The 26,854-nt window shown below is 38.9% G+C and carries 27 protein-coding genes, 1 tRNA gene and 1 pseudogene; 17 read left to right on the top strand and 12 right to left on the bottom strand.

Going from position 1 to position 26,854, the window contains the following annotated elements; genetic code table 11:
- Positions 1-82: 82 nt before the first annotated feature.
- Positions 83-763, bottom strand: a complete 681-nt coding sequence (locus tag F3G69_RS04630; protein WP_149714551.1) for an NlpC/P60 family protein — start codon at positions 761-763, stop codon at positions 83-85.
- A gap of 140 nt (positions 764-903) precedes the next feature.
- Between F3G69_RS04630 and murA the strand changes: the two genes are divergently transcribed.
- The 15 genes from murA (at position 904) to F3G69_RS04555 (ending at position 13,797) form a co-directional block, all read left to right on the top strand.
- Positions 904-2,172 carry a UDP-N-acetylglucosamine 1-carboxyvinyltransferase gene (murA, locus tag F3G69_RS04625; RefSeq protein WP_149714550.1) on the top strand — a complete coding sequence of 423 codons (1,269 nt, stop codon included), beginning with the start codon at positions 904-906 and terminating at the stop codon, positions 2,170-2,172.
- A gap of 2 nt (positions 2,173-2,174) precedes the next feature.
- Positions 2,175-3,335 (top strand): molybdopterin molybdotransferase MoeA, encoded by a 1,161-nt coding sequence (locus tag F3G69_RS04620; RefSeq protein ID WP_103599943.1) that lies wholly within the window; start codon positions 2,175-2,177, stop codon positions 3,333-3,335.
- Between the two features lie 51 nt (positions 3,336-3,386).
- A tRNA-Gly gene (locus F3G69_RS04615) sits at positions 3,387-3,461 on the top strand.
- 65 nt (positions 3,462-3,526) lie between these two features.
- Entirely contained in the window at positions 3,527-4,333 is an 807-nt protein-coding gene (gene flgA, locus F3G69_RS04610; RefSeq protein ID WP_149714549.1) for a flagellar basal body P-ring formation chaperone FlgA, read from the top strand.
- Positions 4,330-4,881, top strand: coding sequence for a UbiX family flavin prenyltransferase (locus F3G69_RS04605; RefSeq protein WP_149714548.1), 552 nt, complete (start codon positions 4,330-4,332; stop codon positions 4,879-4,881). The genes flgA and F3G69_RS04605 overlap by 4 nt, the downstream gene beginning before the upstream one ends.
- Entirely contained in the window at positions 4,878-5,348 is a 471-nt protein-coding gene (coaD, locus tag F3G69_RS04600) for a pantetheine-phosphate adenylyltransferase (RefSeq protein ID WP_012001782.1), read from the top strand. The genes F3G69_RS04605 and coaD overlap by 4 nt, the downstream gene beginning before the upstream one ends.
- Position 5,349: 1 nt before the next feature.
- On the top strand, positions 5,350-5,937 hold the full coding sequence (gene tmk, locus F3G69_RS04595; RefSeq protein WP_149714547.1) for a dTMP kinase: 588 nt from the start codon (positions 5,350-5,352) through the stop codon (positions 5,935-5,937).
- Between the two features lie 29 nt (positions 5,938-5,966).
- Positions 5,967-7,193 carry a histidine--tRNA ligase gene (gene hisS / locus F3G69_RS04590; RefSeq protein ID WP_149714546.1) on the top strand — a complete coding sequence of 409 codons (1,227 nt, stop codon included), beginning with the start codon at positions 5,967-5,969 and terminating at the stop codon, positions 7,191-7,193.
- Entirely contained in the window at positions 7,190-9,025 is a 1,836-nt protein-coding gene (gene speA / locus F3G69_RS04585) for a biosynthetic arginine decarboxylase (RefSeq protein WP_103599948.1), read from the top strand. Before hisS ends, speA begins: the two co-directional genes overlap by 4 nt.
- Positions 9,026-9,036: 11 nt before the next feature.
- Positions 9,037-10,215, top strand: coding sequence for a pyridoxal phosphate-dependent aminotransferase (locus tag F3G69_RS04580; RefSeq protein WP_149714545.1), 1,179 nt, complete (start codon positions 9,037-9,039; stop codon positions 10,213-10,215).
- Entirely contained in the window at positions 10,215-10,418 is a 204-nt protein-coding gene (gene thiS, locus F3G69_RS04575; protein ID WP_149714544.1) for a sulfur carrier protein ThiS, read from the top strand. The genes F3G69_RS04580 and thiS overlap by 1 nt, the downstream gene beginning before the upstream one ends.
- 7 nt (positions 10,419-10,425) lie before the next feature.
- Positions 10,426-11,277: a sulfur carrier protein ThiS adenylyltransferase ThiF gene (gene thiF / locus F3G69_RS04570; RefSeq protein ID WP_149714543.1), complete on the top strand. Its 852-nt coding sequence runs from the start codon at positions 10,426-10,428 to the stop codon at positions 11,275-11,277.
- Positions 11,278-12,042, top strand: coding sequence for a thiazole synthase (locus tag F3G69_RS04565; protein ID WP_149714542.1), 765 nt, complete (start codon positions 11,278-11,280; stop codon positions 12,040-12,042).
- Entirely contained in the window at positions 12,042-13,196 is a 1,155-nt protein-coding gene (thiH, locus tag F3G69_RS04560; RefSeq protein ID WP_149714541.1) for a 2-iminoacetate synthase ThiH, read from the top strand. Before F3G69_RS04565 ends, thiH begins: the two co-directional genes overlap by 1 nt.
- Positions 13,183-13,797 carry a thiamine phosphate synthase gene (locus tag F3G69_RS04555; RefSeq protein WP_223155874.1) on the top strand — a complete coding sequence of 205 codons (615 nt, stop codon included), beginning with the start codon at positions 13,183-13,185 and terminating at the stop codon, positions 13,795-13,797. Before thiH ends, F3G69_RS04555 begins: the two co-directional genes overlap by 14 nt.
- A 36-nt stretch (positions 13,798-13,833) precedes the next feature.
- Here F3G69_RS04555 and F3G69_RS04550 read toward each other — a convergent pair whose 3' ends face one another.
- From F3G69_RS04550 to F3G69_RS04500, 11 genes are all read right to left on the bottom strand, one after another.
- Positions 13,834-14,403, bottom strand: a complete 570-nt coding sequence (locus tag F3G69_RS04550; RefSeq protein ID WP_149714540.1) for a nitrogen fixation protein NifR — start codon at positions 14,401-14,403, stop codon at positions 13,834-13,836.
- A complete protein-coding gene (mog, locus tag F3G69_RS04545; protein ID WP_103599954.1) occupies positions 14,404-14,943 on the bottom strand; it encodes a molybdopterin adenylyltransferase in 540 nt (179 codons plus the stop codon).
- A gap of 10 nt (positions 14,944-14,953) precedes the next feature.
- On the bottom strand, positions 14,954-16,606 hold the full coding sequence (locus tag F3G69_RS04540; protein ID WP_149714692.1) for an ATP-dependent metallopeptidase FtsH/Yme1/Tma family protein: 1,653 nt from the start codon (positions 16,604-16,606) through the stop codon (positions 14,954-14,956).
- Positions 16,593-17,831, bottom strand: coding sequence for a tRNA (N(6)-L-threonylcarbamoyladenosine(37)-C(2))-methylthiotransferase MtaB (mtaB, locus tag F3G69_RS04535; protein WP_149714539.1), 1,239 nt, complete (start codon positions 17,829-17,831; stop codon positions 16,593-16,595). Before mtaB ends, F3G69_RS04540 begins: the two co-directional genes overlap by 14 nt.
- The gene (locus F3G69_RS04530) at positions 17,831-19,420 is read right to left on the bottom strand and encodes a mechanosensitive ion channel domain-containing protein (protein ID WP_149714538.1); all 1,590 of its coding nucleotides are present in this window, start codon (positions 19,418-19,420) and stop codon (positions 17,831-17,833) included. The genes mtaB and F3G69_RS04530 overlap by 1 nt, the downstream gene beginning before the upstream one ends.
- A complete protein-coding gene (aroB, locus tag F3G69_RS04525; protein ID WP_149714537.1) occupies positions 19,417-20,454 on the bottom strand; it encodes a 3-dehydroquinate synthase in 1,038 nt (345 codons plus the stop codon). The genes F3G69_RS04530 and aroB overlap by 4 nt, the downstream gene beginning before the upstream one ends.
- 2 nt (positions 20,455-20,456) lie before the next feature.
- Positions 20,457-21,875 carry a COG3400 family protein gene (locus tag F3G69_RS04520; protein ID WP_103604613.1) on the bottom strand — a complete coding sequence of 473 codons (1,419 nt, stop codon included), beginning with the start codon at positions 21,873-21,875 and terminating at the stop codon, positions 20,457-20,459.
- 93 nt (positions 21,876-21,968) lie between these two features.
- A complete protein-coding gene (locus tag F3G69_RS04515; protein ID WP_021090524.1) occupies positions 21,969-22,529 on the bottom strand; it encodes an ABC-type transport auxiliary lipoprotein family protein in 561 nt (186 codons plus the stop codon).
- A complete protein-coding gene (locus tag F3G69_RS04510; protein ID WP_021090581.1) occupies positions 22,526-23,458 on the bottom strand; it encodes an MlaD family protein in 933 nt (310 codons plus the stop codon). The genes F3G69_RS04515 and F3G69_RS04510 overlap by 4 nt, the downstream gene beginning before the upstream one ends.
- On the bottom strand, positions 23,459-24,199 hold the full coding sequence (locus tag F3G69_RS04505; RefSeq protein ID WP_149714536.1) for an ABC transporter ATP-binding protein: 741 nt from the start codon (positions 24,197-24,199) through the stop codon (positions 23,459-23,461).
- The gene (locus F3G69_RS04500; protein ID WP_149714535.1) at positions 24,196-25,302 is read right to left on the bottom strand and encodes an MlaE family ABC transporter permease; all 1,107 of its coding nucleotides are present in this window, start codon (positions 25,300-25,302) and stop codon (positions 24,196-24,198) included. Before F3G69_RS04500 ends, F3G69_RS04505 begins: the two co-directional genes overlap by 4 nt.
- A gap of 78 nt (positions 25,303-25,380) precedes the next feature.
- Between F3G69_RS04500 and tgt the strand changes: the two genes are divergently transcribed.
- Both tgt and F3G69_RS04490 read left to right on the top strand, forming a co-directional pair.
- Positions 25,381-26,511 (top strand): tRNA guanosine(34) transglycosylase Tgt, encoded by a 1,131-nt coding sequence (gene tgt / locus F3G69_RS04495; RefSeq protein ID WP_149714534.1) that lies wholly within the window; start codon positions 25,381-25,383, stop codon positions 26,509-26,511.
- A pseudogene (locus tag F3G69_RS04490) lies at positions 26,501-26,854 on the top strand (CorA family divalent cation transporter); the annotation flags it as partial. The gene tgt and the pseudogene F3G69_RS04490, both read left to right, overlap by 11 nt.

Raw genomic sequence — 26,854 nt, 5'->3', positions numbered from 1 at the left:
TACGAGTGTAAATTTATATAAATAATGCTTAAAATTTGAGCCTAGTATTTGTTTTAAAAGGTTTTTAGTAAAAATTTCTGATTTATTTTGCTTTGCCATATCCAGCAAATCTATTTGCTGCCAAGCAACTTGAATTTGAGCACCTTACAAGGTAGCTATTTATCTCTTGATTTCCTTTTAGATGCACATTTTTTTGTTTTAGATTCATATAGCTATGAATTATCTTTCCGCCAGAATTATGTATAAATTTTACTGTCTCATCGCCAAGAACAGCCGTAACTATGCCAACATGAGTAATATTTTTCTTATCTTTATTTTTCTGAACACCCTTGCCAAGAGTATTTGAGAAAAATACAAGATCACCTATTTTTGGATTTTTATGAGTAATTAAATTTTTACTTTCATAAAAATTATAGATCGCTTTTGACTTTCTACCGCCATTATCGTAGTAGTGATTTATTATCTTTTCATCAAAATACATATTTTGATACTTTGCATTTACGATAGAAACAAATCCTGAGCAATCACCACCAGCTCTTGTATTTAGGTATTTTTTAAAAAAAGAACCAAATTTTTTATCTTCTCTATCATTATCTTCATCTATGATTTCACCAATCATTTGCTCACTAAAATCAACGCTTGAAGTTACGGTTTGATTTGTTTCATTTTGCGGAGTTGTCGGTTGATTAGAGGTAAAAGAACAACCTGTAAAAAATATAATACTAAGAATAAAAAAGATTTTTTTATTTATTGAATTTGACATATTTATATCCAAAATTTTAGTGTTTGCAATTTTAACTTTTAAACGTAAATGAACCGGAAATAGTGCTTTGCTTTCTTTATTCTAAGTTAAAAAGCAATATAATATCGGCAAAAAATATATTTTCTTAAGGCAAAAAAACAATGATGCACTATTTAAAGATAAAAGGAAATGCAAAATTAAGTGGCGAAGTAAAAATAAGCGGTGCCAAAAATGCTGCTCTACCGATCATCGCCCTAACCTTACTTGCAAAAAAAAGTGTAAATTTAACAAATATTCCAAATGTCGCTGATATAAAAACGCTTTGCCAACTGCTAACTAACCTAGGAGCAAAGTGCGAATTTAAAGATAAAAACTCACTAAGCATAGACACAAGCAGTGTAAGCTCAACTACTGCAAATTATGACATCGTTAGAAAGATGAGAGCATCTATCTTAACTCTTGGACCGCTTCTTGCACGCTTTGGCCACTGCGAAGTGAGCCTACCTGGAGGATGTGCGATCGGACAAAGACCTATTGATCTGCATCTAAATGCGCTTGAAAAAATGGGAGCAAATATAGAAATAAAGCAAGGCTACGTCATTGCAACAGCGCCAAATGGCCTAAAAGGCGCAAAGATCGTTTTTGATAAGATCACCGTAACTGGCAGCGAAAATATCATCATGGCTGCAGCTCTAGCGCACGGCACGACAGAGCTTTTTAACGTGGCACTTGAGCCTGAAGTGGTGCAAATTTGTGAAATTTTGGCTAAGAGTGGCGTTAAAATAGAAGGCATCGGCACAAGCGAGCTAAAGATAACTGGAAGTGGCCAAAAATTACTTGAAATTTGCGATATTGAAGTCATTCCTGATAGGATCGAAGCTGGTACATACCTTTGTGCTGGAGCTATAACAAATAGCAAAATTTCGGTCACAAAGGCAAATGCAACTCATATGACGGCTATTTTAAATAAATTTGAAGAGATGGGCTTTGGTATAGAGATAGATGGCGACAAGATCACGATATTGCCAGCAAAAGAGATAAAACCAGTGGAGATAAGAACCACTGAGTATCCGGGCTTTCCAACAGATATGCAAGCTCAATTTATGGCACTTTGCCTTGCAGCAAATGGCGTTAGCACGATAGATGAGAGACTTTTTGAAAACCGCTTTATGCACGTTAGTGAGCTTGCTAGAATGGGAGCGGATATTAAATTAAATGGGCATATCGCAAGTGTTTATGCGCCAGCTAAGCTAAATGCAGCCGATGTGATGGCGACAGATCTTCGAGCCAGCTCAGCACTGATACTAGCCGCTCTTATAGCAAATGGTGAAAGCTTGGTACATAGAATTTATCACCTTGATAGAGGATATGAAAATTTAGAAGAGAAATTTCAAGGTCTTGGTGCAAATATTACTAGGCTTGAGGAGTAAAAATGCTACTAAATGATGCATTAGATGCGCTTAAATCTAAATTTAAATTAAAAATAGATAGTGAAATTTTGCCTATCAGTATGACTCTTGGTAAAACATTGGCAAATGATGTAGTGGCGGTAAAAGACTTACCATGTTTTGATAACTCTGCGCTTGATGGCTTTGCTGTAAAATTTGAAGATAAAGATAAGCCATATAAAATAGTTGCAAGTGCCTTTGCAGGTGATAAAGAGCAGCTAAGCATCGGCAAAAATGAGTGCGTCAAGATAATGACTGGTGCGAAGATGCCAAATGGTGCAGATACTATCATAAAGATTGAAGATTGTGTTGTTGATGGAAATTTTATAAAAGCACCAAACAATCTTAAAAAAGGTGATGGGTATCGCTTTAAAGGTGAAGAGGTAAAGATTGGTGAAATTTTGCTAAAAAGTGGCGATGTTTTAAACACTAGAGGCATAATGATGCTAGCAGCACAGGGCATAAGTTTTATAAATGTAAAAAAACAGCCTAGTGTTGGAATTTATTCAAGTGGAAATGAGATCATAGAGCCTTGGCAAAGAGCGAGTGAGGATGAAATTTACAATGCAAATGCCTTTGGCATCGCTGCACTTTTAAGGTATATTGGGCAAGATAGCTCATATCTTGGCATCATAAAAGATAATTTAGACGCCGTAAAACAGGCGTTTTTAAATACTACAAACTATGACATCATTGTCTGCTCTGGCGGAGCAAGCGCTGGTGAGGCTGACTTTATGAAAATAGCTCTAAGCGAGCTTCGATACAATGAAATTTTTTCGCATATTGATATAAGACCTGGCAGACCTTGCAAGGCTTATGAAAAAGATGGCAAACTTATTTTTGTCCTTCCTGGAAATCCAATGGCAGCTTATGTTTGCATGATGATGATTGTTTTGCCTCTTTTAAAAGAGGATTGCTTTGTCATGCAAAATGCTACAAATGCACAAAATTTAAAGGTAAAATCAGGCAGGATCAATGCCATTTTTGGAAATATTGAAAATGATAAATTTATAGCAACAAATGGTGGAAAATACGGCTCTGGCATGATAGATCATATTTTAAAAAGCACTTTTATGTTTTTAACTAGCCCAGATCAAAGCGAAATTTTGCAAAATAGTGAAATTTCTCTTATAAAACTTCCATAAAATCTTGACAAATGAAAAACAATCTGATAGAATGCGGACTTCATTTTAACTGCGGGAATAGCTCAGGGGTAGAGCACAACCTTGCCAAGGTTGGGGTCGCGAGTTCGAATCTCGTTTCCCGCTCCATCTTTTTTATACTCATTTTTTTATTTTCCACAAAACTTTTTGCAAATGAAGTCAGCATCTATCCGATGTATTGCGTTGTAAATGACCAAATTTCACTTAGTACTTTTGGCTTTGATGGCGAAGACAATGAAATTTTAAACTTAGAGGGCAAAAGAGCTGCCAAGATAGATAGCAAAAAGCTCTATGAAATTCTAACAGCAAATTTTAAAACATATAATGACAAAAGCGGTGGAAGCGTTGCTTTTGTAAAAAACTGCTCTATTATGGATGAGATTCAAATGCAATTTTTAAGATCAATTAGTGATGAATATCCTGGTATCAGCATAAGTAATCTTAGTATTAGTCCACAAAATAAACTTCCAGCAAATTTTAAAGAGCTAGTCCTAAAAAATATATTTTTAGGTGATCAAAATAGTCAAAAAGGTACATTTAGAGCTTCATTTGAGGATATTGATCTGAGTCTAAAAAGCATCTATTTTAAATTTAGCTTTAACGCTAAGATGCCAGCCTTCATAGCAATAAATTCAATGAATACAAACCATATTTTAAGCCTACTTGACTATCAGCCAACAATGATTGAGTTTGGCAAATGGCCAAAAGATGCACTTTCTAACTCAAATAGCTTAGCTCTTATAACAAAAGTACAGATAAAAAGCGGTGAAATTTTAACCAAGCGTCAGTTTAACGCCATAAGTTTAGTCAAAAAAGGTCAAATGCTAAATGCGGTTTTAAGCGAGGATGGCGTTAAGATAATAGCTGAAGTAAAGGCTCTTGAGGATGGAAATTTAGGTGATATGATAAAGATAAGAACAAAAGATAATAAAATTTTACAGGCCACAGTTTCAGGCAAAGATGAGGCAGTGATAAGATGAAAAAGATAGTATTTGCAGCCACTGGAGCAAGTGGGGCTGGACTCTTTTTAAAGCTTGTCAAGGCTGCCAAAGATAATTGCGAGGCGCATGTCATAGTGAGTAAAAATGCCATGAAAGTTTTAGAGGCTGAGGAGAATTTGAGGCTAAATTTAAATGGTCTTGGCGTAAAAATTTATGATGATTTGGATCTTGGCGCAGGCCCAGCTTCTGGCTCGTTTGGCACGGAGGCGATGATCATAGCGCCCTGCTCTACCAACACGCTAGCAAAAGTTGCAAACGGCATAAGCGACACGCTCATCACAAGGGCCGCAAGTGTCACGCTAAAGGAGAGGCAAAGGCTAGTTTTGGGAGTTAGAGAGATGCCGTTTTCCACTATCGCGCTTTCTCAGATGCAGCTGCTCTCATCTCTTGGAGCCATAATCGCTCCGCCAGTTTTAGGCTACTACGCAGATATAAAGAGCCTTGATGATATGGAAAATTTCATCATTGGCAAGTGGCTTGATGCCTTAAAAATCGAAAATAATCTTTACAAAAGGTGGCAAATTTGAAAAAATCTTGCATCTATCCAGGGACATTTGATCCCATCACAAACGGCCATTTGGACGTCATCATAAGAGCTACGAAAATTTTTGACAAGGTAATCGTTGCAGTTGCAAAAAGTGACAGCAAACAGCCGATGTTTGCACACGAAAAACGCATCGAAATGGCAAAAGAAGCAGTTTGCGAGCTAAAAAACGTAAGCGTGCTTGGCTTTGATAACTTGCTTGTTGATTTTGCTAAATCACACGGTATAAACACCGTCATCAGAGGTCTTCGCGCGGTCAGCGACTTTGAGTATGAGCTACAAATCGGCTACGCAAACGCTGCACTCTGGGACGAATTTGAGACAGTTTATCTTATGCCAAGCTTAAATAACGCCTTTATCTCAAGCTCCATCGTTCGCTCAGTCTTGCGCCACGACGGCGATGTGAGCAACCTGGTGCCAGCAAAAATTCTTAAAAATTTAAAGGCTTAAAATGTATGTTTTGTTTGAAGGCATTGACGGCGTTGGCAAAAGCACGCAGATAGAAATTTTAGCCTCTAAATTTAGTAATGCTATCGTCACAAAAGAGCCAGGCGGTACGCGGCTTGGTGAAAATTTGCGAGAAATTTTGCTTAGTTCAAACATAAAAATCGGCAAAAGAGCTGAAATTTTGCTCTTTTTGGCTGACAGGGCTGAGCATTTTGAAAAGCTAGTCGCTCCAAATTTAGGTAGGCTAATACTTAGCGACAGAGGCTTTATCTCAGGTATCGCCTACGCTTTAGCAAATGATGAAAACTTAGATGAAAGCGTACTTTTAGAGCTTAATAAATTTGCACTAAATGATAAATTTGCAGACAAGATCATCTTTTTTGAAGCAAGTGCTGAGCTAATAAGCTCGCGCCTAAAAAATAGAGGCACAAGCGATAAGATCGAGGCTCGCGGGCTAGAGTATCTTTTAAAAGTGCAAAGCCTAATGAGGCAAATTCTTATCAAAAACAACTTTGATACACTTTTTATAGATGCATCTAAAAGCATAGAGCTAATTTCAAAAGAGATAGAAAATTTTATAAATTTTAAGTAAAATCACAAAAAATAAAAAAGGATAATGCGATGATAACGGCACTTCGTGGCATGAAAGATATGCTCCCAGCTCGTGCAAAACTTTACGCACGAATAATAAAAACATGCGAGGAAGTCGCAAAAAACTACGGATATGAGCAAATTTTGACCCCACACCTCGAGGAGACAGCACTTTTTAAAAGAAGTGTCGGCGAGAGTAGCGACATTGTGGGCAAAGAGATGTATCAGTTTGAAGACAAGGGCGGCAACGACGTTTGCTTGCGTCCTGAGGGCACAGCTGGCGTGGTTAGAGCCTTTATCGAGGCAAAACTTGACAGGGCAAATGTGACAAAACGCTGCTTTTATCACGGCTCGATGTTTCGCTACGAGCGCCCACAAAAAGGTCGTTTGAGAGAATTTCACCAGTTTGGCTGTGAGTGCTTTGGCGAGGGCAGCGTCTATGAAGATGCGAGCATTATCTTGATGGTGAGCGAAATTTTTAACAGGCTAAACATCAAAACAACCCTAAAAATCAACTCGCTTGGCGACGAGAGCTCGATGAAATCTTATAAAGAAAAACTTGTTAAATTTCTAGATGAAAATGACGATAAAATTTGCGAAGACTGCAAAAGACGCAAGCTTTTAAATCCCATCCGCGTGCTTGACTGCAAGATAGAAAGCTGCCAAGAAATTTACAAAAACGCCCCAGTTATCACTGATAGCTTAAGTGATGAGGCGCAGGCTGATTTTGCAAAACTGCAAGAAATTTTAACGGCAAATGGCATTAAATTTGAGATAGACACTAAGCTCGTTCGTGGGCTTGATTATTACTGCAAGACAGCGTTTGAGTTTATCAGCAATGAGATCGGCTCACAAAGCGCAGTTGCCGGTGGTGGCAGATACGATAGACTAGTCGAGTACCTTGGCGGTAGAGCAAGTTATGGCGTTGGCTTTGCGATGGGTGTTGAGAGGATAATGGAAATTTTAGGTGAAGCTGAGGATGAGCGAGACGGAGTTTATCTTTGCGCGCTTGATGCGCCAAATTTAGACTTTGTCTATGCGCTTGGTTCAAAGCTTCGCAAAAAATATCAGGTTGAAATTTCTTATGAAGCTAAAAAACTTCAAAAACATCTGCAAAATGCCGACTCAAAAAAGGCGAAAATTTTCCTTTGTGTGGGCGAAAACGAGATGAAAGAGAATAAAATTTGGTATAAAAATTTAGAGAGCAAAGATGAAAAAACGATAAATTTAGATGAGCTTGAAAAGGAGCTGGGATGAATGATTTTGGACTTAGCATTTGGGGCAATTCAAATTTTGTGATAGAAGATGGCAAAGTCTGTATAAATGCAGCCAGCAAACCAGCGATCATCGACATCGTAAAAGAGATAAGAGACGATGGATATAGAGGACCACTACTGCTTCGCTTTCCACACCTTATCCAAAAGCAGATCGAACAGATCCACGCAAGCTTTGCAAAGGCAAAGAAAGAATTTGCCTACAAAGGCAGCTTTAATGCCGTTTTCCCGCTTAAGGTCAATCAATATCCTGGCTTTGTAAAAAACCTAGTGCGTCTTGGCAAGCCCTATAACTACGGCCTTGAAGCTGGCAGTAAGGCTGAGCTACTTTTAACAATGGCTTACAATAACGAAAAAGCTCCCATAACCGTAAATGGTTTTAAAGATAAAGAGATGATAAATATAGGCTTCATCGCCGCTGAAATGGGACACAACATTACGCTAACGATCGAGGGCTTAAACGAGCTTGAAGCGATAATCGCCATCGCAAAAGAGCGCTTCAAGCCAAAACCAAAGATCGGACTTAGAGTAAGACTACACTCTACAGGATCGGGTCTTTGGGCAAAGAGTGGCGGCATACACTCTAAATTTGGCCTAACATCAACAGAGCTAATAGAAGCTGTAAAGATGCTAAAAAAAGCAAATTTACTTGAAAATTTCACGATGATACACTTTCACATCGGCTCTCAAATAAGTGAGATCCATCCGCTCAAAAAAGCACTCATCGAGGCTGGCAATATCTACGCTGAGCTTAGAAAAATGGGTGCCTCAAATTTAAAAGCTATAAATTTAGGTGGCGGACTTGCGATCGAGTACTCGCAGTTTAAAGAAGAAAGCAGCAGAAACTATACGCTAAACGAATATGCAAACGACGTTGTTTATATGCTTAAAACCATAAGCGAGCAAAAAAAGGAGATCGAACCAGATATTTTCATAGAGTCAGGTCGCTATATCGCCGCTTCTCACGCGCTTTTGGTCGCTCCTGTGCTTGAGCTATTTTCTCAAGAATACACCGAAGAGAAGCTAAATTTAAAGAAAAACAATCCAAATTTAATAACCGAGCTAGTCGATCTTTATAAATCAATCAAGCCTTCAAACGCACTAGAATACCTACACGACGCCATCCATCACACAGAAAGCGTTTTAACACTTTTTGACCTTGGCTATGTTGATCTTCAAGATAGATCAAACGCCGAGGTGCTTTTAAGGCTAATTAGCAAAAAAGCTGTCGTGATGCTTGGCAATAAGAGCAACTCAAGCGATCTAACTAAAATTCAAAAAGAGGTTCAAGAGAGATACCTGCTAAATTTCTCGATCTTTCAAAGCTTGCCTGACTTTTGGGGGCTAAAGCAAAATTTTCCTATCATGCCACTTGACAGGCTCGATGAACGCCCTACTTTGCCGGCTTCGATCTGGGATATCACATGCGATAGCGACGGCGAGATTAGTTATGATGACGAGAAAAACCCGCTGCTTTTGCACGACGTGGACGTGGAGAAGGAGGATTATTTCTTGGGATTTTTCCTAGTTGGCGCATATCAAGAGGTGATCGGTATGAAACACAACCTCTTTACCCACCCGACAGAAGCCACGATAGAGCTTTCAAATGATGGCTATAAGATCACAAATTTACTAGAGAGCCAGTCTATTTTAGACATTATGGAGGACATGGACTACGATATCTACGAGATCCAAGACACTCTAAATGAGCGCTTAGAGAAATCAACTCTGATAAACGAAACACAAAAGAAGCAAATTTTGGGCGAACTTTATCTATTTTTAAATGATAATAGCTATTTAAAGACAATCAACTAAAAAGGACGAAAATGCAACTAGCAAACAGAATGCAAACATTAAGCGAATCAATCACAATCGCGATCAGCACAAAGGCCAAAGAGATGAAGGCTGCTGGCATCGACGTGATCTCGCTTTCAGCTGGTGAGCCTGACTTTATGACTCCAAAAAAGATAAGAGAAACTGTAAAAAACGCACTAGATAACGATAATAAAAGTGGCAAATACACGCCAGTGCCAGGCCTACCTGAGGTGATAGAGGCCATTAGAGCAAAGTTAAAAAGAGATAACGGACTTGATTATAAAGCAAATCAAATCGTCACAAACATCGGTGCAAAGCACTCACTTTTTAATGTATTTCAAGCACTTATCAACCCAGGCGATGAAGTCATCATCCCATCTCCATATTGGGTGAGCTACCCTGAGATCGTTAAATTTTGTGGTGGCGTACCTGTATTTATCGAGGCAGACGAGAGCACAAATTTTAAAATCACAGCCGAACAGCTAAAAAAAGCGATCACGCCAAAAACAAAGGTCTTTTCGCTAAATCATCCAACAAACCCAACTGGAGCTGTATATACAAAAGAGGAGATCGCGGCATTTGGCGAGGTTTTAAAGGGCACTGATATCATAGTTACAAGCGATGAAATTTATGAAAAAGTGATCTACGGCAAGAAATTTCACGCAGTAGCTTCAGTGAGCGAAGATCTCTTTAAAAGAACGGTTACGATAAACGGCCTAAGCAAGTGTGGCGCGATGCCTGGCTGGAGATTTGGCTATATAGCAAGCTCGATGGACTGGCTAATTGCTGGTATCAAAAAGCTTCAGAGCCAAAGCACAAGCAACATTAGCTCGATCGTGCAAATAGGCGCGATCCCGTCGCTTCTTGGCGAAACTGACGAAGATATCGAAAACATGAGAAAAGAGTACGAAAGAAGACGCGACGTGGCAGTTGAGATGATAAATGCTATCCCTGGACTAAGCGTAGTTAAGCCTGATGGCGCGTTTTATCTATTTGTAAAATGCAAAGAAGTAGACGGCGACTCACTTAGATTTTGCAAAAAGATGCTTGAAGAGGCAAACGTAGCGACCGTACCAGGTGTAGGCTTTGGTATGGAGGGATACTTTAGAATTTCTTTTGCAACCGATATTGAGAGCATAAAAAAAGCGATCGAGAGGATCGCAATTTTTATAAAAAGCTATAAAATTTAATGATCAAATTTAGACTAAATGGCAAAAATTTCGAGCTTGAAAACGATATAAATGTTTATGAATTTTTAGCTCAAAATGGTTATGAGCTTAAATTTATAGCCCTTGAGCGAGACGGAGAAATTTTGCCAAAAAAGCTTTGGCGTGAAAGCTTCATGAGCGAGGGCAAAGCTTATGAGATCGTCACTTTAGTTGGCGGTGGATGAGGAGAAAATGATAGAGATAGTACTAAATGGCGCAAAATTTAAGGTGCCAGTAAAAAGCCTTAGCGAGCTAAAAGAGCTTGCGCTTGGCGATAAAGAGAGTGAAATTTATAAATTTTTAGAGAAATTTAACGCGACAAAGCCAGATATTTTTATCGTCGATGGCTTTGCCATAAAAGAAGATAGCGAGCTAAAAGATGGCTCAAACGTCGTATTTATAAGGCGTGGCGTTATGCCTGAGCGTGAAGTTTTACGCGCGATGATAGCCTCACGAAACAGCCCTGAGCTAAATTTAGCCCTAAGTAAAGCGGTGATCGGCGTGGCTGGACTTGGTGGCCTTGGCTCAAATATTGCGCTAAGCCTTGCAAGAGTTGGCGTAAAAAAGCTAGTGCTTGCCGACTTTGACGTCGTTGAGCCAAGCAATCTAAACCGCCAGCAGTATTTCGTCCGCCACATCGGCTTAAAAAAGACGCAGGCGCTTAAAGAGCTGATAAATGACGTCAATCCCTTTGTTGAGGTCGAAACTCACGATATATTTTTAGATGAAAAAAATGTAGCTAGCGTCTTTGGCGAGTGCGAAATTTTATGCGAAGCCTTTGACAACGTCGCTGGCAAGGCGATGATACTAAACGAAGCGGGCGCCAGCCTAAAAGATAAAAAGATCATCGGCGCCTCTGGCATGGCAGGATACTTTAGCTCAAATATCATAAAAACAATAAAATTTGCCAAAAATGTCTATCTTTGTGGCGACCTCACAAATGAGGCGAAGATCGGTCAAGGGCTCATGGCGCCGCGCGTCGCAATCTGCGCAAACCACGAAGCAAATTTAGCCATTAGACTACTTATGGGCTTGGAGGCGTAAGTGCAAAGCGATAGTTTGATCCTTGGCGGCAAGGAGTTTCAAAGCCGCTTTATCCTTGGCTCTGGCAAGTACTCGCACGAGCTCATCGACTCAGCCGTAAACGAGGCTGGCGCGCAAATTTTAACCCTTGCTCTTAGGCGCATAAACGAGAGCAAAGAGCGAAATATACTTGACTTTATCCCAAAAGGCGTGACGCTCTTGCCAAACACAAGTGGCGCTAGAAACGCCAAAGAGGCCGTTCGCATCGCCCAGCTCGCACGTGAGCTGGGATGTGGCGAGTTTGTTAAGATAGAGATTATAACTGACTCTAAATTTCTCTTTCCAGACAACGCTGAAACCATAAAAGCGTGCGAAGCCTTGGCAAATGACGGCTTTATGCCAATGCCTTATATGTTTCCAGATCTAAATGCCGCAAGAGCGATGTTAAGCGCAGGGGCAAGCTGCATAATGCCTCTGGCTGCGCCCATTGGCTCAAACCAAGGGCTAATTTTTAAAGATATTATTGAAATTTTGATAAACGAGCTTGATACGCAGATCATAGTTGATGCAGGTATTGGCAGGCCTTCACAAGCGTGCGAAGCGATGGAGATGGGAGCGGCTGCGATCATGGCAAACACAGCCATCGCCTCATCTAAAAATATCCCACTCATGGCAAGAGCCTTTAAAGAGGCCATCATCGCTGGTCGCAACGCCTATCTAGCATGCCTTGGCGCAAAGAGCAAAAGCGCAAATGCCTCATCTCCGCTAACTGGATTTTTAGACTGATGAAATTTACAAGAACCGACCATATGCAGCTACTGCCACACATGCAGGATGTTGGCAGCGACATTATGGATGAAATTTTAAAAGAGCGAGCGAGCTACAAGCCAGAAATTTACAGCGAAGCGGACGTAAAGGCAGCTCTTAATGCAAAGCACTGCTCGCTTGAAAATTTAAAAGCCCTACTCTCGCCTGCTGCAGCGCCATTTTTAGAGCAGATCGCCCAGCTAGCTCAAGCAAAAACAAGGGCAAATTTTGGCTCAAACATCACGCTTTTTACACCGCTTTACATAGCAAACTACTGCGATAATCTCTGCGTTTATTGCGGTTTTAACGCCAACAATAAAATAAAAAGGGCAAAGCTAAGCGACGAGGAGATCACAAGGGAGCTAAGAGAAATTTCAAAGAGCGGTTTAGAAGAAATTTTGATCCTAACTGGCGAGAGCGAGACAAACTCAAGTGTCGCTTACATCGCAAACGCCTGCGCTTTGGCGAAGAAATTTTTTAAAGTCGTTGGGGTTGAAATTTACCCGCTAAACTCTGAGGGCTACGCCCTACTTCACAAAAGTGGCGCAGACTACGTGACCGTCTTTCAAGAGACCTACAATCCCACAAAATACGAAAAAATCCATCTTGGTGGCAATAAAAGGATCTTCCCATACCGCTTAAATGCGCAAGAGCGAGCGCTTCTTGGAGGCATGAGAGGGGTTGGCTTTGCCGCACTTCTTGGCATAGATGACTTTAGGCTTGATGCCTTCGCGACAGCATTTCACGCAAGCTTAGTTCAAAAAAAGTATCCACACGCCGAGATCGCATTTTCATGCCCAAGGCTTCGCCCTATCATTAACAACGACCGCATCAACCCGCGTGACGTGGGCGAGCGCGAGCTTTTGCAAGTGATCTGCGCTTATAGAATTTTCATGCCAACAGCTAGCATAACGATCTCAACCAGAGAAAAGGCGAAATTTCGCGACAACGCCGTAAAGATCGCTGCAAATAAGATAAGTGCTGGCGTAAAAGTGAGCATCGGCGCTCACGGCGAAGAGAAAAAGGGCGACGAGCAGTTTGAGATAAGTGATAGCAGAAGCGTAGACGAGATCAAAGCTATGATAAAAGCAAATGGTTTAGAACCACTAATGAGCGAGTATGTCTATGTTTAAAATTCTCTGCATTGCCGACTTTGAAAGCTATGGGGGCGATGATTTTTTAAAGAGAATTCAGCTGCTTTGCAAGACTGGTGTGGATGAAATTTTGCTTCGTGCAAAGGGGCTAAACGAGACTGATTTTTACGATCTTGCTAGGGTTGTGGCTCAAATTTGTGAAAACTACCGCAAGAAATTTATCATTAATCAATTTTTTGACGTAGCTTGCAAGCTAAAGAGCGACTTTTGGCTCACTTCAGCGCAGCTTGAATCTTTTAAAAATTACGGCGTTTTTTTAGATGAATTTAGAAAAACAGCTAAAATTTACGCCCCAGCTCACGACCTAGAGCAGGCTAAAATTTCAGCCACTATCGCTGATGTCCTCGTAGCTTCTCATATATTTGCCACCTCTTGCAAGGCGGGTTTAGAGCCAAAAGGGTTAAAATTTATAAGCGAGCTAAAGAGCTTTGATAAAGAAATTTTCGCACTTGGCGGACTAGACAGCGAGAACTACAAAGAGACCATAAAAGCTGGCGCAAACGGCATTTGCTTTATGAGCCTAGCAATGAACGGCGATATGGGGCTTATAAAAAAGATAACAGAGAGCAAAAACGGCTAAATTTAGTATAAATTACATAAAATAATACGTAAAATTTTACTCATTTTTGCTAGCGATATATGTTTTTATATCAAATATAAGTAGCGTCACAAGCGATGGCAGCATATAGGAGTTTAGCACTAAAAGCAGCGACTTTGTCAAATTTGACTTTATTAAAGTCTCTATGTCAAGGCTGCTGTTGTAGTTAAAAAAATATAGCAAGGCAAACTCGCCAACAAGAACTATACGAGAGATCTTTAGCAAGATGTCATTTCCCAGTCTTGCAAATTTATCATCGACCACAAGCGACAAAGTGATCCAGCCAAGCAGCCAAATTGAGCAGGCTAAAGCATAAACAGTAATGCTTTCATCAAATTTTTCAAGTAGTAAAAATACCAAAGGTTGCAAAAATACAAGGCTAGCGATAAACCAAAGAAGTGAGCTAAAGGCTAGCAGGCAAACACAGCCAAAGATAGAAATGACAGAGATAAAGCCAAAAACCTCTAACCCAAGATAGTAGGCCAGCGCATAGGATAAAAAAGAAAAAACAAGCCAAATTTTAATAACAAGTCGCCACCTATTTGCAAAGGCAGTGGCTTTTAAATTTAGGCTATCTGTCAAACTCATTTACGAGATTTTCTTTTGTTTTGGGCGGAAAACTTTCATCACGTTTTCATCAGTCTCGATAAACGCACCCTCTATAAGATCGATGCAGTATGGCACCGCTGGGAATACCGGCTCTAAGCACTCTTTTATAGCCTTTGGCTGACCTGGTAAATTTATGATGAGTGCATGGCCTCTGATGCCTGCTGTTTGGCGTGATAGGATCGCTGTTGGGACGTATTGTAGGCTTGCAGCTCTCATTAGCTCGCCAAAGCCTGGCATCATCTTCTCGCAAACCACCTCAGTAGCCTCTGGCGTAACGTCTCTCACTGCCGGTCCTGTGCCACCGGTAGTGAGCACAAGGTCGCAGCCAAGCACGTCCACCATGTACACAAGCCTCTCTTTTATCAGCTCAAACTCATCTGGTATAACCTCGTAAAAGTACTCACGCTCGCTCACTATCCAGCTGTCAAGCACCTCTTTGATCGCTGGACCTGATTTGTCCTCGTATGTGCCTTCGCTTGCACGGTCAGAAAGGGTTAATATACCTATTTTTGCTTTCACTTTTTCTCCTTTAGTAGTTTTCATTTAAAATTTTTGCCAGCGTCTCTTTATCTACGCTCTCATAAGCAAGCAGATAAGAGCTGATCTTTGCGATCTGCTCGTTTGTACCCTTTAAAAAGGACATTATCTCTTCTTTTGCTTGTTTTAAAATTTCTTCTACATCATTTGGATTAGGGACAAATGAACTTCCCATGCCGTATTCATAAACCATCTTTGATGCGATCTCTTTGGCTAAATTTAGATCACTGCTCGAGTTTGAAAAGATGTCATTTTCATCTATCTCAAGCTTGCACATGCCAGCGATGAGCACCTTGATACGAGATATCATCTGCGACTTTGACTCGATCTCTTGCTCTGTTGCCATAAATCTATCTTCTATAAGAGAAATTTTTTCAAATTTCACATCAAACCAGTAAGCACTTAGCGCCTTTGCTCCTTGATAAATGGCTTGAATTTTCTTTTCGTTTTCGCTATAACTTAGCACCTTTTTCTTGCCGAGCAAGACCTTGTTTAAAACAGCCTCAAAGTCTCTCATTTTAAGCACGCTCTCGCCGTTTCTTAGGGCATTTATCGCAGCTTCATTTACAAGCGTACTAAGTGCTGCGCCTGAAAAGCCAACACTCATTTTAGCGATATCCTCAGCCGCCACTTCGCAGTTTTTATCTTTTAGATATGTGTTTAAGATCGCTACTCTGTCGTTAAAATCAGGCATAGAAAGAAAAATTCTCCTATCAAAACGCCCTGATCTAAGTAGCGCCTCATCGATCATCTCGATCCTATTTGTGGCAGCTATGACGATGACACCTGAGTTATCTTCAAAGCCATCCATCTCGGTTAGTAGCTGATTTAGCGTGGCTTCTCGCTCGTCGTTTCTAGTCCCACCCCTACTCTTACCAACAGCGTCTATCTCGTCGATAAAGATGATTGAGGGCGCATAGGACTTGGCTCTGCTAAAAAGTTCTCGTACTCTTTTTGCACCCATGCCAACATAAATTTGCACAAAACTCGCACCATTTTGGTAAAAAAATGGCACATTTGCCTCGCCAGCAACTGCCTTTGCCACAAGCGTCTTACCAACGCCTGGAGGGCCGATCATTAGCACGCCTTTTGGCATTTTGATACCAAAATTTCTATATTTTTGTGGATTTTTTAGAAAATCAACTATCTCACTAAGCTCGCTTTTGACCTCACTAATGCCTGCCACATCGCTAAATCTCACATTTGAGATGACTGGCATTGTGTTTTGATTTAGCACGCTTTCTATCTCAAATGCGCCATCTTTTTTGCTAAGCAAGCTCTCCTCTTTTTTCCTGATACTTCTAAAGATATAAGCATACCAAAGCACGAAGCAGACAAAGATGATAAATCCCCAGATCATGCCAGGAGTGATGTATTGCTTAGTCTTTTCAACAGGCACTTTTTTAATAAGCTCTTTTAGATCGATACCATCTTTTATAATAGAAAAACGATTGTTTTGTGCATAAAGCACGACTTCATCGTCATCGATTACAGCGCGGTCTATAAAATTTCCATCCATTAGCTGCATATATTGCGAATATGTGATATTTCGTGGCTCTTTACTAACGGCAAATAACAGCACACTGATTAGTGCGACAGCTGCGATTATTAGGATATTTTTTTTATTAAATTTAAATTTTTGCATAATTGGCATCTGGCTTAACTTCATATTCGCTTACCTCCACCCACTCTTTTGTTATATCTTTTTGGCTTAAAATTTTAGCTTTGTTGTAAAACTGATCAAAGCCCTCGTAAAACTCACCATTTTTTTGCTCTACTAAAATTTTCAAAGCCCCGTTATGCTTTTTCCTAAAATTTTCATTATTTTGCAAAGCAATGCCTTGTAAAATTTTTAGCCTACTTTTTGCCACATCACCGCTAACATCGCTTTTTAGCGTAGCTGAATGCGTATCACGCCTTGGCGAATAGACAAAAGCGTGCAGATGTGTAATAGGAAATTTCTTAAAATTTTCCACAGCCTCTACCCAAATTTCCTCACTCTCACCAGGATGACCCACGATATAGTCCGTGCCAAGGGCAAAGCCAAGAGAGCTAAGCTCATTAAAAAGCCCCAGATCACTAAATGCGTTATTTCGTCTTCGCATGATCTTTAACATCGCCTGACTCGTGTGCTGAAGTGCAATGTGCAGATGTCGCTCCAGCCACTCTTCTTTTAAAATTTCTCTAAAGCTCTCATCTATCTGGCTTGGTTCAATACTTCCGAGCCGAATGCGTCTAATGCCAGAAATTTTACCTAAGTTTGCCAAAAGCTTACCAAGAGAGCTATTTGTATCTTTGCCATAACTGCCTATATTTGTGCCAGTTAGTACGAGCTCATTATAGCCGTTTTGAGCTAAAATTCTTGCCTCTTTTAATATCATAGCCTCATCCATGCTTCTAGCCTTGCCGCGAACTGAAGGGATGATGCAGTAACTGCAACTAAAGTTGCAGCCTTCTTGAATCTTTATAAAAGCCTTTGTGTGATTTTCATAATTTGTAACTATATTTTTATCGACTGAGTTTAAATTTCCAAGCTCAAAAAACGGCTTTTCTTGCTTTAAAAGCTCATTTAGATCGCTCTTTTTACTAGCTCCAAGTACGCCAAATATACCGCTATTAAAAAGCTCTTTGCCCTTGCTAACCGCTCCACATCCAGTCAGTACCACCTTTGCCCCGCGCCTTTTTACGCCGTTTATGTAGTTTCTAACACCACTATCAGCAGAATTTGTAACTGTGCACGAGTTTATGACCACGATATCAGCGCTCTCTTCATCATTTGTGATCTCGTAGTCCTTGATGTAGCTTTTTAAAAGCTCAGTATCATAGATATTTGTGCGACATCCAAATGTTTTAAAAAATATCTTTTGCATTAAGAATTTTCACTCTCTTGCTCGCTGTGAGCGGTGTGATCGCTTGGATTTTCTTTTTTACCTATAAACATAGTTTGTGTTGGATAAGCGATCTTTATATCATCTTGAGCTAAAAATGCTTCTATAATCTCAGCGCTAATAGTGCTTCTAAGAGCCAAAGTCGCATAAGAATTTGCCATATACCAGCATGAGACATTTATACCATAAGGCTCAAAAAATGTATAAATTCTTGGCTCGACATTTGGATTTTTGATGCTGTATTGGCTTCTTAGTTTATTCATCTGGCGTTTTGCAATATCAGTATAGCCTTTTGAGTATTTTTTAACGACATTTCTTGCTAGATACACAGCTTTTTTATGATTACTATCAAAGCTAATAACGATATCTATACCATCCCAAACAGTCTTCATACCATAATGAGCATAGTTTGCGATGAGGTCGGTAAAGATATAGTTATTTGGCACAAAGATAATTCTACCTGCACGGCGATTCGTCTTATAAGTCGAGTAACTAACATCCTCAAAAACGGTCAGCCTAAGCAAAGAGATATCGATCACATCGCCTACAAATTCACTACCATCATGAAGTACTCTGATCCTGTCACCCACATGTATAGAGCCGCCAAACATGATCACCATCCAGCCAAGCATACTCATAAACATATCTTTCATCGCAATGGCGATACCAGCTGAAGCAAAACCTAGCACGGTTACTAGATATGTGACGTTTTCGATATATGAAAAGAGTAGGATTATGATGATAACAGTGATATTTAAAACGTTTAAAAATTTATTGACTGTGTAAAATCTCTCATTATCGGTAATCGTTCTTTTAACGATAAATTTAGCGATAAATGTTAGTCCGATCGTCAAAAGGATGATGATAGCTGTATAGCCCATACTTAAAAACTGAGCTTTTATGTCAGAGGTGGTTAAATTTATAGCCTCATCAGCTCTTTTTTCATAGACATTATAAGTTGTATCAGCGATCTGTTTTGCCGCTTTGAAGTCACCTATTTCTTGTTTTACCAAGTTTAGGCTTTCCCTATTTTGCTCATTTTCTTCTATCAAATTTAGTCTATTTAGTAAATTTTCTTTTGTTTCAAGCTTTTCCAAAAGCGTATCAAGCTCTTTTATATGCCTTTGATACTCGATCTTATCGCTCTTTATCTTTTTGATATACGAAAAGCCAGATATAAGTGCAACAGGACTTGTTATCCTTGGTGGAGTATCCATTTCAGGAGCTGCCAGCATATTTGAAAATGGCGTTTTTTCATACTCTTTTAGTAAATTTATCTGCTCTTTTAGAGTTTGGATTCTCTTTATGATATCGCTGCCTCTTCTTGAGCTTTTGTCTAGCTTTTTTAGTTCATTTTCATTTTTTTCAAGCTCATCAATAAGCCTTTGATAAGTGTTATAGTTAGCATATCTTGTGATCCAGATATTGTTTTTTAGGGAGTTATCTAGATTTGAAATATCTTTTATAAGCTCGTTATTTTGTAAATTTTGCGAGCCATTTTGCTCAAGCGTAACGTTCTCCTCAGCATAAAGGGCAAAGCAAAAAAGTATTAAAGCTATGATCTTTTTCATTTAAATTCTCTTAAAATTTTTAAAACATCTTCTTTTTTGACGTCATTTTTTATGATCGCACTGCCGATTTTATCTGCAATGATGAAATTTATCTTATCATCTTTTGTCTTTTTATCCATAAAAAATGCCTCGTAAAATGCATATTCATTTTCTATTTTGTAGCTTACTGGAAGGCCAAATTTTATTAAAACCTGTTTGATATTCTCTGCTTCTGCCTCGCTCATGAGCCCTAGTCTTACGCTTAAACGATTTGCCATATTCATGCCTATTGCCACCGCTTCGCCGTGTAAAAATTCTTTATAATTTGTCTCATTTTCTATAACGTGAGCAAAGGTATGTCCGTAGTTTAGGATAGCTCTTAGCCCCTTTTCCTTCTCATCTTGCTCAACCACTTTTGCTTTTAAAATTACCGACTTTTCAACCAGCTTAGCTAAATTTTCATCGTCTAAATTTATGCTTTTTAGCCAATCAAACATCTCTTTATCAAAGGTTATTGCCATTTTTAAAGCCTCAGCCACACCAGCTGCAAATTCTCTCTTTGGCAATGTCCTTAAGAAATTTATCTCACAAAAAACCGCCTTTGGCTGATAAAAAGAGCCTATTAAATTTTTACCAAATTTATTATTTACACCGGTCTTTCCGCCCACACTCGCATCGACTTGCGCTAGAAGCGTAGTTGGGATATTTATGAAATTTATCCCTCTTTCATAGATGCTTGCCGCAAAGCCAGTCATATCGCTTATGACGCCACCACCAAAGGCGATTAGCGTAGATGAGCGATCAAATTTGCTCACAAAAAGCTGCTCTAAAATTTGCTCTAACGTCTTTAAATTTTTATACTCTTCGCCATCAGGCACACTTATGATAAATTTCTCATCGCATTTTAAAACACTAAGTAGCTTTTCAAGATGAAGCCCCGCTACTTTAGCGTTTGTAACGATGCCAACCTTGCCTTTTAGCTCTAGTCTCTCAAGCTCGTTTATATAAATTTTATAGCTTGATGCCTTTTCTTTAAGGTTTAAGTTTATCTGCATTTTTACTCACTTACTGGCACAAAAAGCTGTGCATTTTGGCTTAGTTTTTTATAAAGCCTATTTAAATTTGTCGATAAAAAGGCAAATGCCCCACCATTTGCCACGCTTTTAGTAAACATTACAAAATGAAGCAAATCTTTTGTATTTTTTAGTTTTACAAGTGGATTTTTAAGATTGTGATTTTCTATCTTTATACGCTTAGAAAATAGCGCGCTAATGCTCTCAAAATGCTCTCTTAACGCTTCATCATCGCTGTGTTTATTGTCAAAATAGTAAAATTTCATCTCCAAATCAAGCTGTGCACAGCAGTCTGTTATCACAGCTGATTGATTCTCCACTTCTTGACTTTGATCGCCTAGTATCACGCCCTCTTTTATATTTGAGAGCAAAATTTTGCCTGTTTTTAGCACTGGAAGTTTTAGCTCATAAAATAGCTTTTTAAATTTAAAAAAGTATTTATCATCGCTTAAGATTAGGCCGATATCGTGCTTTAACACATCATATTTTATAGATTTGTTATCGCTATTAAAATAATCCATCAAAACAATGATATTTTTCTCTTTTATCGCTTTTAAAGTATCTAAATTTTCACCTAAAGTTGGATTTATCACTCTAAAAAAAAGGCGTTTATTATTTAGCTTTGAATGCAAATACAAGCTATCCTTTATGAGCTTGCTAACACGTTCTTTATCCATTGAGATCATATCGATCAGCACATAGATGTTGCTACCAAATGGACTTGGAAACTGCCCACTTTCACGCTTGATCGAGCGATAAACATTTTGAAGCACATTTGGATCACCAACGATTAGTAATATATCGCTTGGCTGTATCATTACATTTGGCTTTGGCAAGATGATCTCGCTGCCTCGATATATGAGGGCTATTCGCCATTTTTTTTGAGCTACTGAGCTGATGTGACGATACATATAAGAGCTACCTATTGGCACCTTAACTTCCATGATCTCGCCCTCACTAAGCCCGATATTATCAGCTAAAACCGGCAAATCTGGTAAATAGTCCATAAGCCTTGATGCTGCAATATCTCTGATATCAACCACGCTTAAGTGTTTATCGCTTGCAAATATTTCTTTACATTTTTCATCAAGCTCCCATGAGCTCATAAAAACAGTCTCAGTCTTTGTGCTGATCTGTCTTAAATTTTCATAGACTGCAATGGCCTCATTTTTATCATCGCAAACTATACAAAACTGGCTAAAATAGCCATCGCTTATGCTTTTTAGCTTTGAAAGACTAGTTGGATCAAACTGGTAAAATGTAAAATTTTCATAATTTGATTTCTGGCTGTAATCCTCACTTGAAACAACAATATAGTGATGTAAATTTGATTTTGTTTCAAGTAGTCTGTTTAAAAAATTTCTTGCGAAAGTTCCATCTGCGATTATTAAAATTTTCTTCATCAATTCTCCGTATTTTAAAGCTCACATTATAACAAAAGGTCTTTAAAATAAGCTATTTTGGCTATAAATTTAAAAATTTACAGCCAAGAAAATTTAAGAGATTATTTCAGAGATTAGCGTATCGATTGCTAAATTTGTAGCCTTATTTATCGTATCAAAAATAGTACTTGAGCTTGGATCTGGACAAAAAATTTCTTTTGTAATCATGCCTGATTTTAGCGAAGTGTTTGCATTAAACAGCTCATAAGCTAGCGAGACTTCGGCTTTGTCGCCTCTTATCTGAAGTGAGATAATGCTAACTTTTAGTCTAAGATCCTTTGCATTTGGTGAAAATATCGGCTTTGCAGCACAGTTTGAATAAAGCCCTTTTACAAGCGATTTATAGACCATTTCGCTTGGTTCAGATACAAATTTAGCGTCGCTTAGATATCTAATTTTATTATTTTCAGCTACGATCAAAATTTTTCTAGTATCGACCATATCAAGAGCGCTTACATTTTCGATGAAGACATTCTTTAGCTCTTTTTGCTTATTTTCAGCTGAGCAAGCCTTATTTGAATAGTGAATTTCATACATCGTTGCAACTGGCACATCTGTCTTTAGCGAGCAGCCAAGAAATAAAAGCGTAGCCGTTAGAAAGATTAAATTTCTCATTTTTTATCTCCTTTGTCATTTGGCACTGGATTTGTAAAGAAAAACTCGTAAGGATTATCTTCAAGCCTTTGAAGCGCGCCTCTAAATTCGCGAAGCGTCTTATCAAATCCATTTAAAAAATCACTCGCTTCTCTTAATAACGGTCCAACCGTATTTCTAAGGTCGTATTCACCATCTTTAGCTTTTTTTGTGATGAGCTCTTGCAGCGAATTATATCCGGTGATAGCCGAATTTGCCGATACAAAAACTTGGTTTGCATTTGAAATTAGTCTATTTAAATTTTTAACCAATTCTTTTGTATCGGTTTTGTTTAGAGTATCTGTAAAATTTTTTACATTTTTAACGATACTATCAACCTCACTTAATCCCTCCTCATCTGTTAAAACTTGTGTAAATTTATCAATATTTTTAAGGACTGACTCTACGTGAGCGATATTTTCAGGCGAAAAAAAGTTATCGACTTTATCAAGGGTTTGATTTATCTTTAAAGTGATGTTCTCGGCGTTGTTTCCAAGCTTTGAAAAGAGGCTCTCTTCAAGCTGCAAGATAGGCTTTTGACCTGACGCAAAGTCTTTTGTGCCACGGCTTATATTTATACTAGCCACACCGCTGATGGCCTGAACTTCTATACTTGCCACGCTATCAGCCTTGATAGGCAGGTCTTCTCTAATTTTCATCGTGATGTTTATAAGAGCGTTTTTGTCATCGACAAAATTTATATCGCTAACACTTCCTGCTGGCACACCGATAAATTTAACTGTAGAATCAACCTTTAATCCACTTGGTAGCTCGGTTGTGTGAATGTAGTACTCTTTAAAATCAACCTTTGTATTATTTTTACTAGTCATCCACCAAATAAATATCGCAAATGCTGTAAGGCAAGCCATAAAAAACATGCCAACAATAGTATAAGAATTTCTATTTTCCATCTACTTTTTCCTCATTTTAAATAGTTCTTCAAGTGGGTTGTTTTTAAGATATTCAAGCTCTTTTATATTTCCCTCAAAGGCTATTTTTTTATTATCTATTATCAAAAATCTATCCAAAATATCAAAAATACTATCAGCATCATGTGTCACCATGACGACGGTCACGCCAATGCTATCACGAAGCTCTTTTATGAGTGCGTCCATCTGGCGTGAGCTAACAGGATCAAGGCCGCTGTTTGGCTCATCTAAAAATAGCACCCTCGGACTTAGCACCAAAGCCCTTGCTAGCGCAGCACGCTTTTTCATACCGCCACTTAGCTCACTTGGATAGAGCATTGATACCTCTTTTTTAAGTCCAACTTTTTGTATCCAAAACATCGCGATCTCATCGATCTGACGCTTGTTAAATTTAGAGTACTCATGGAGCAAAACGCCCACGTTATCAAGGATCGTCATCGAGCTATAAAGTGCGCCAAACTGAAACATCGTTCCACTTTTTAGCTTTATCTCTTGCTGCTCCTCAGAGCTGCTTTTCCACATATTGACGCCATCAAAAAATATATCGCCCTCGCTTGGCTTTTTTAGATATATCATCGTCTTCATAAGCGTCGTTTTGCCAGCGCCACTACCACCTAAAAAGCCATAAATTTCAGCCTCTTTGACGCTCCAGCTCACATTATCGTGCATTATCTTATCGCCATAACTTGTTGTTATGTTTTTTCCAACTATTATCTCGTTCATATCTTTAGCCACATAAAAATTATCGCGAAAAACGCGTCAAGCGCGATAACCCAAAATATCGCATTTACGACGCTAACTGTTGTCATTGCTCCAAGACTTTGAGCATTTTGACTCACGCCAAATCCTCTCATGCAGCCAATGATCGCAATTACTGCGCCAAAAAATGGAGCCTTTATCATACCAACAGCAAAGTGTCTAAGCTCGACCATCTCGCGAAATCTATTGAGATAGTCGCTAAAGCTGATATCAAGTATCGTTTGGCAAATGATCATCTGTCCTAAGATGCTTATCGCGTCAGCTATAAAGATAATGACAGGCACACAAAGAACCATCGCGATAATGCGTGGCAAGACCAAGAAGTTAAATGGCTCAAAGCCCATTGTCTTCATCGCATCTATCTCTTCAGTTAGCTTCATAGCGCCAATTTGCGCGGTAAAGCTAGAAGCTGACCTACCTGCGATAACAATAGCTGCAATGAGCGGAGCTACTTCTCTAAGCGTTAGCATACCCATGATCTCGACTATAAATATACTTGCTCCAAAGCTTGCAAGCATCGCACTACCAAGATAGGCAAGCACAACGCCTATCAAAAAAGCGGTGAGCGAGACGATAAAAACGGCATTTACGCCGCCATCTTTTATGTAGTTACTAAATTCTCTAAATCTAAGACTGGCTGGATTAAATAAAATTTTTACGCTTTTTATCAAAAATTCGCCCAAAAACGTACCAAACTCAGCTAAATTCACAAAACCTTCACAAATTTTTTCACCGAGTCGTGAGAAGAAATTTAGACTATTGTGTGGTGGCATGTAGTTAAAATCAATCTTTTCATCATTTAAAAGATCGCCCATTGCCTTTATCTTCTCATCATTTGTAATGATCTCAAATTTCTTACCATTTAATGCATTTCTTAAAAGGATTAAAATAGCATAATCAATGCTTTTTAGCTCACTAAAATCAAATTTAACACTGCCGCTAAGTTTTTGAATTTTTTTAAAAATGCTTTGTAAATTTTTTGCGTCTTTATAGCTAAACTCACCTATAAATTTTATAGTCTGAGCGCCATTTGCCACTACAAAAATGACGTCATTTTTATTTTGCAAAAAGTTCCTTTGCCTTAAAATTTCTGGATTATATTATAAATTTTGTTAAAATAAAAAATCAAAAAATAAGGGATAACAATGAAATTTGAAGTTATAAAAAAAGATGGAAACGCAAGGCGTGGTATCCTAACAACTGCCCATAGCGTTATACAAACGCCAGTTTTTATGCCAGTTGGTACGGTTGGCGCAGTTAAAAGCCTAGACGCCTTTGATATGAGTGAAATTTTAGACGCAAAGATAATCTTAGCAAACACTTACCACATGTATCTGCGCCCTGGCAGCAAGGTCGTGCGTGAATTTGGTGGGCTTCATGGATTTTCTAAATTTGATCGCTCTTTTTTAACAGATAGCGGTGGTTTTCAGGCATTTTCACTTAGATCAAATACCAAAAACGACGATGGAGGGATAAAATTTAAAAGCCATATCGACGGCAGCACGCACTATTTTACGCCAAGATCCGTCCTTGATACGCAGTACGATCTAGGTAGCGACATCATGATGATACTTGATGATCTAGTCGCCTTACCTGCTGAGCCAAAGAGGATCGATCTAAGCATAAAACGAACGATAAAATGGGCAAAAGAGGCGATTGATTACCATAAATTTATGCAAAGCAAGGGTATTGGCTTAGAGCAAAATATCTTTGGCATCGTTCAAGGAGGTACTGATTATGATGCGCGTAAATTTTGCGCCGAGGCGCTAAATGAGTTGCCATTTGATGGCCTTGCGATAGGAGGTCTTAGCGTTGGCGAGAGTAATGAGGCGATGTATGACACTGTTGAGGCGGTTATGCCATTTATGGATGAGCTAAGACCGCGTTATCTAATGGGCGTTGGCACACCTGAAGATCTCGTGGAAAACGTAGAGCGAGGCGTTGATATGTTTGACTGCGTCATGCCAACGAGAAATGCAAGAAACGGCACACTCTTTACTAGCTTTGGCAAGATAAATATAAAATCAGCCAAATTTATAAACGACTACGCGCCAATTGACCCGCAGTGTCAGTGCTATACCTGCAAACGCTACTCCAGAGGCTATCTAAATCACCTTTTTAAGGCAAGGGAGCTCACATTTTTTAGGCTAGCAAGCCTTCACAACCTGCACTACTATCTAAATTTGATGAAAGAGATGAGAGAGGCGATAGAAAGAGGCGAATTTGCCAAATTTAAGAAAAATTTTTATGCTAAAAGGGTAAAAAATGAGCTATAAAAGTTCAGTTTGTGGATATTTTTATGGCGATGAATACGACTATATTTTGCTTGTTTCTTTCACACAAAAGCAAAGCTATAAATTTTTATTTAAAAATGGCAAGATTTATAAAGAAGATCTTGATCACGAATGCTATAAAAACGAGTTTGAAGCGGCCCTTAAAAAACTATGTAATGAATATGCAAATAAAATTTTAGAGCATCAAGATGAGCTAAATGAGTATGAAAAAATTTATGCTAGTCGAAAAAACTTTAATCAATTTATTAAAAGACACCACTTTTTAAAATACGAGATTAGAAAATTTCAAAACAAGATATCTCACTTTTATGAGACACTTTCGATT

It is taken from the genome of Campylobacter concisus (assembly GCF_902460625.1).
GTDB classification, from domain to species: Bacteria; Campylobacterota; Campylobacteria; order Campylobacterales; family Campylobacteraceae; genus Campylobacter_A; species Campylobacter_A concisus_AD.
Note: the sequence above shows the minus strand (reverse complement) of the source record. Positions and strands in the feature narration are given on the sequence as shown.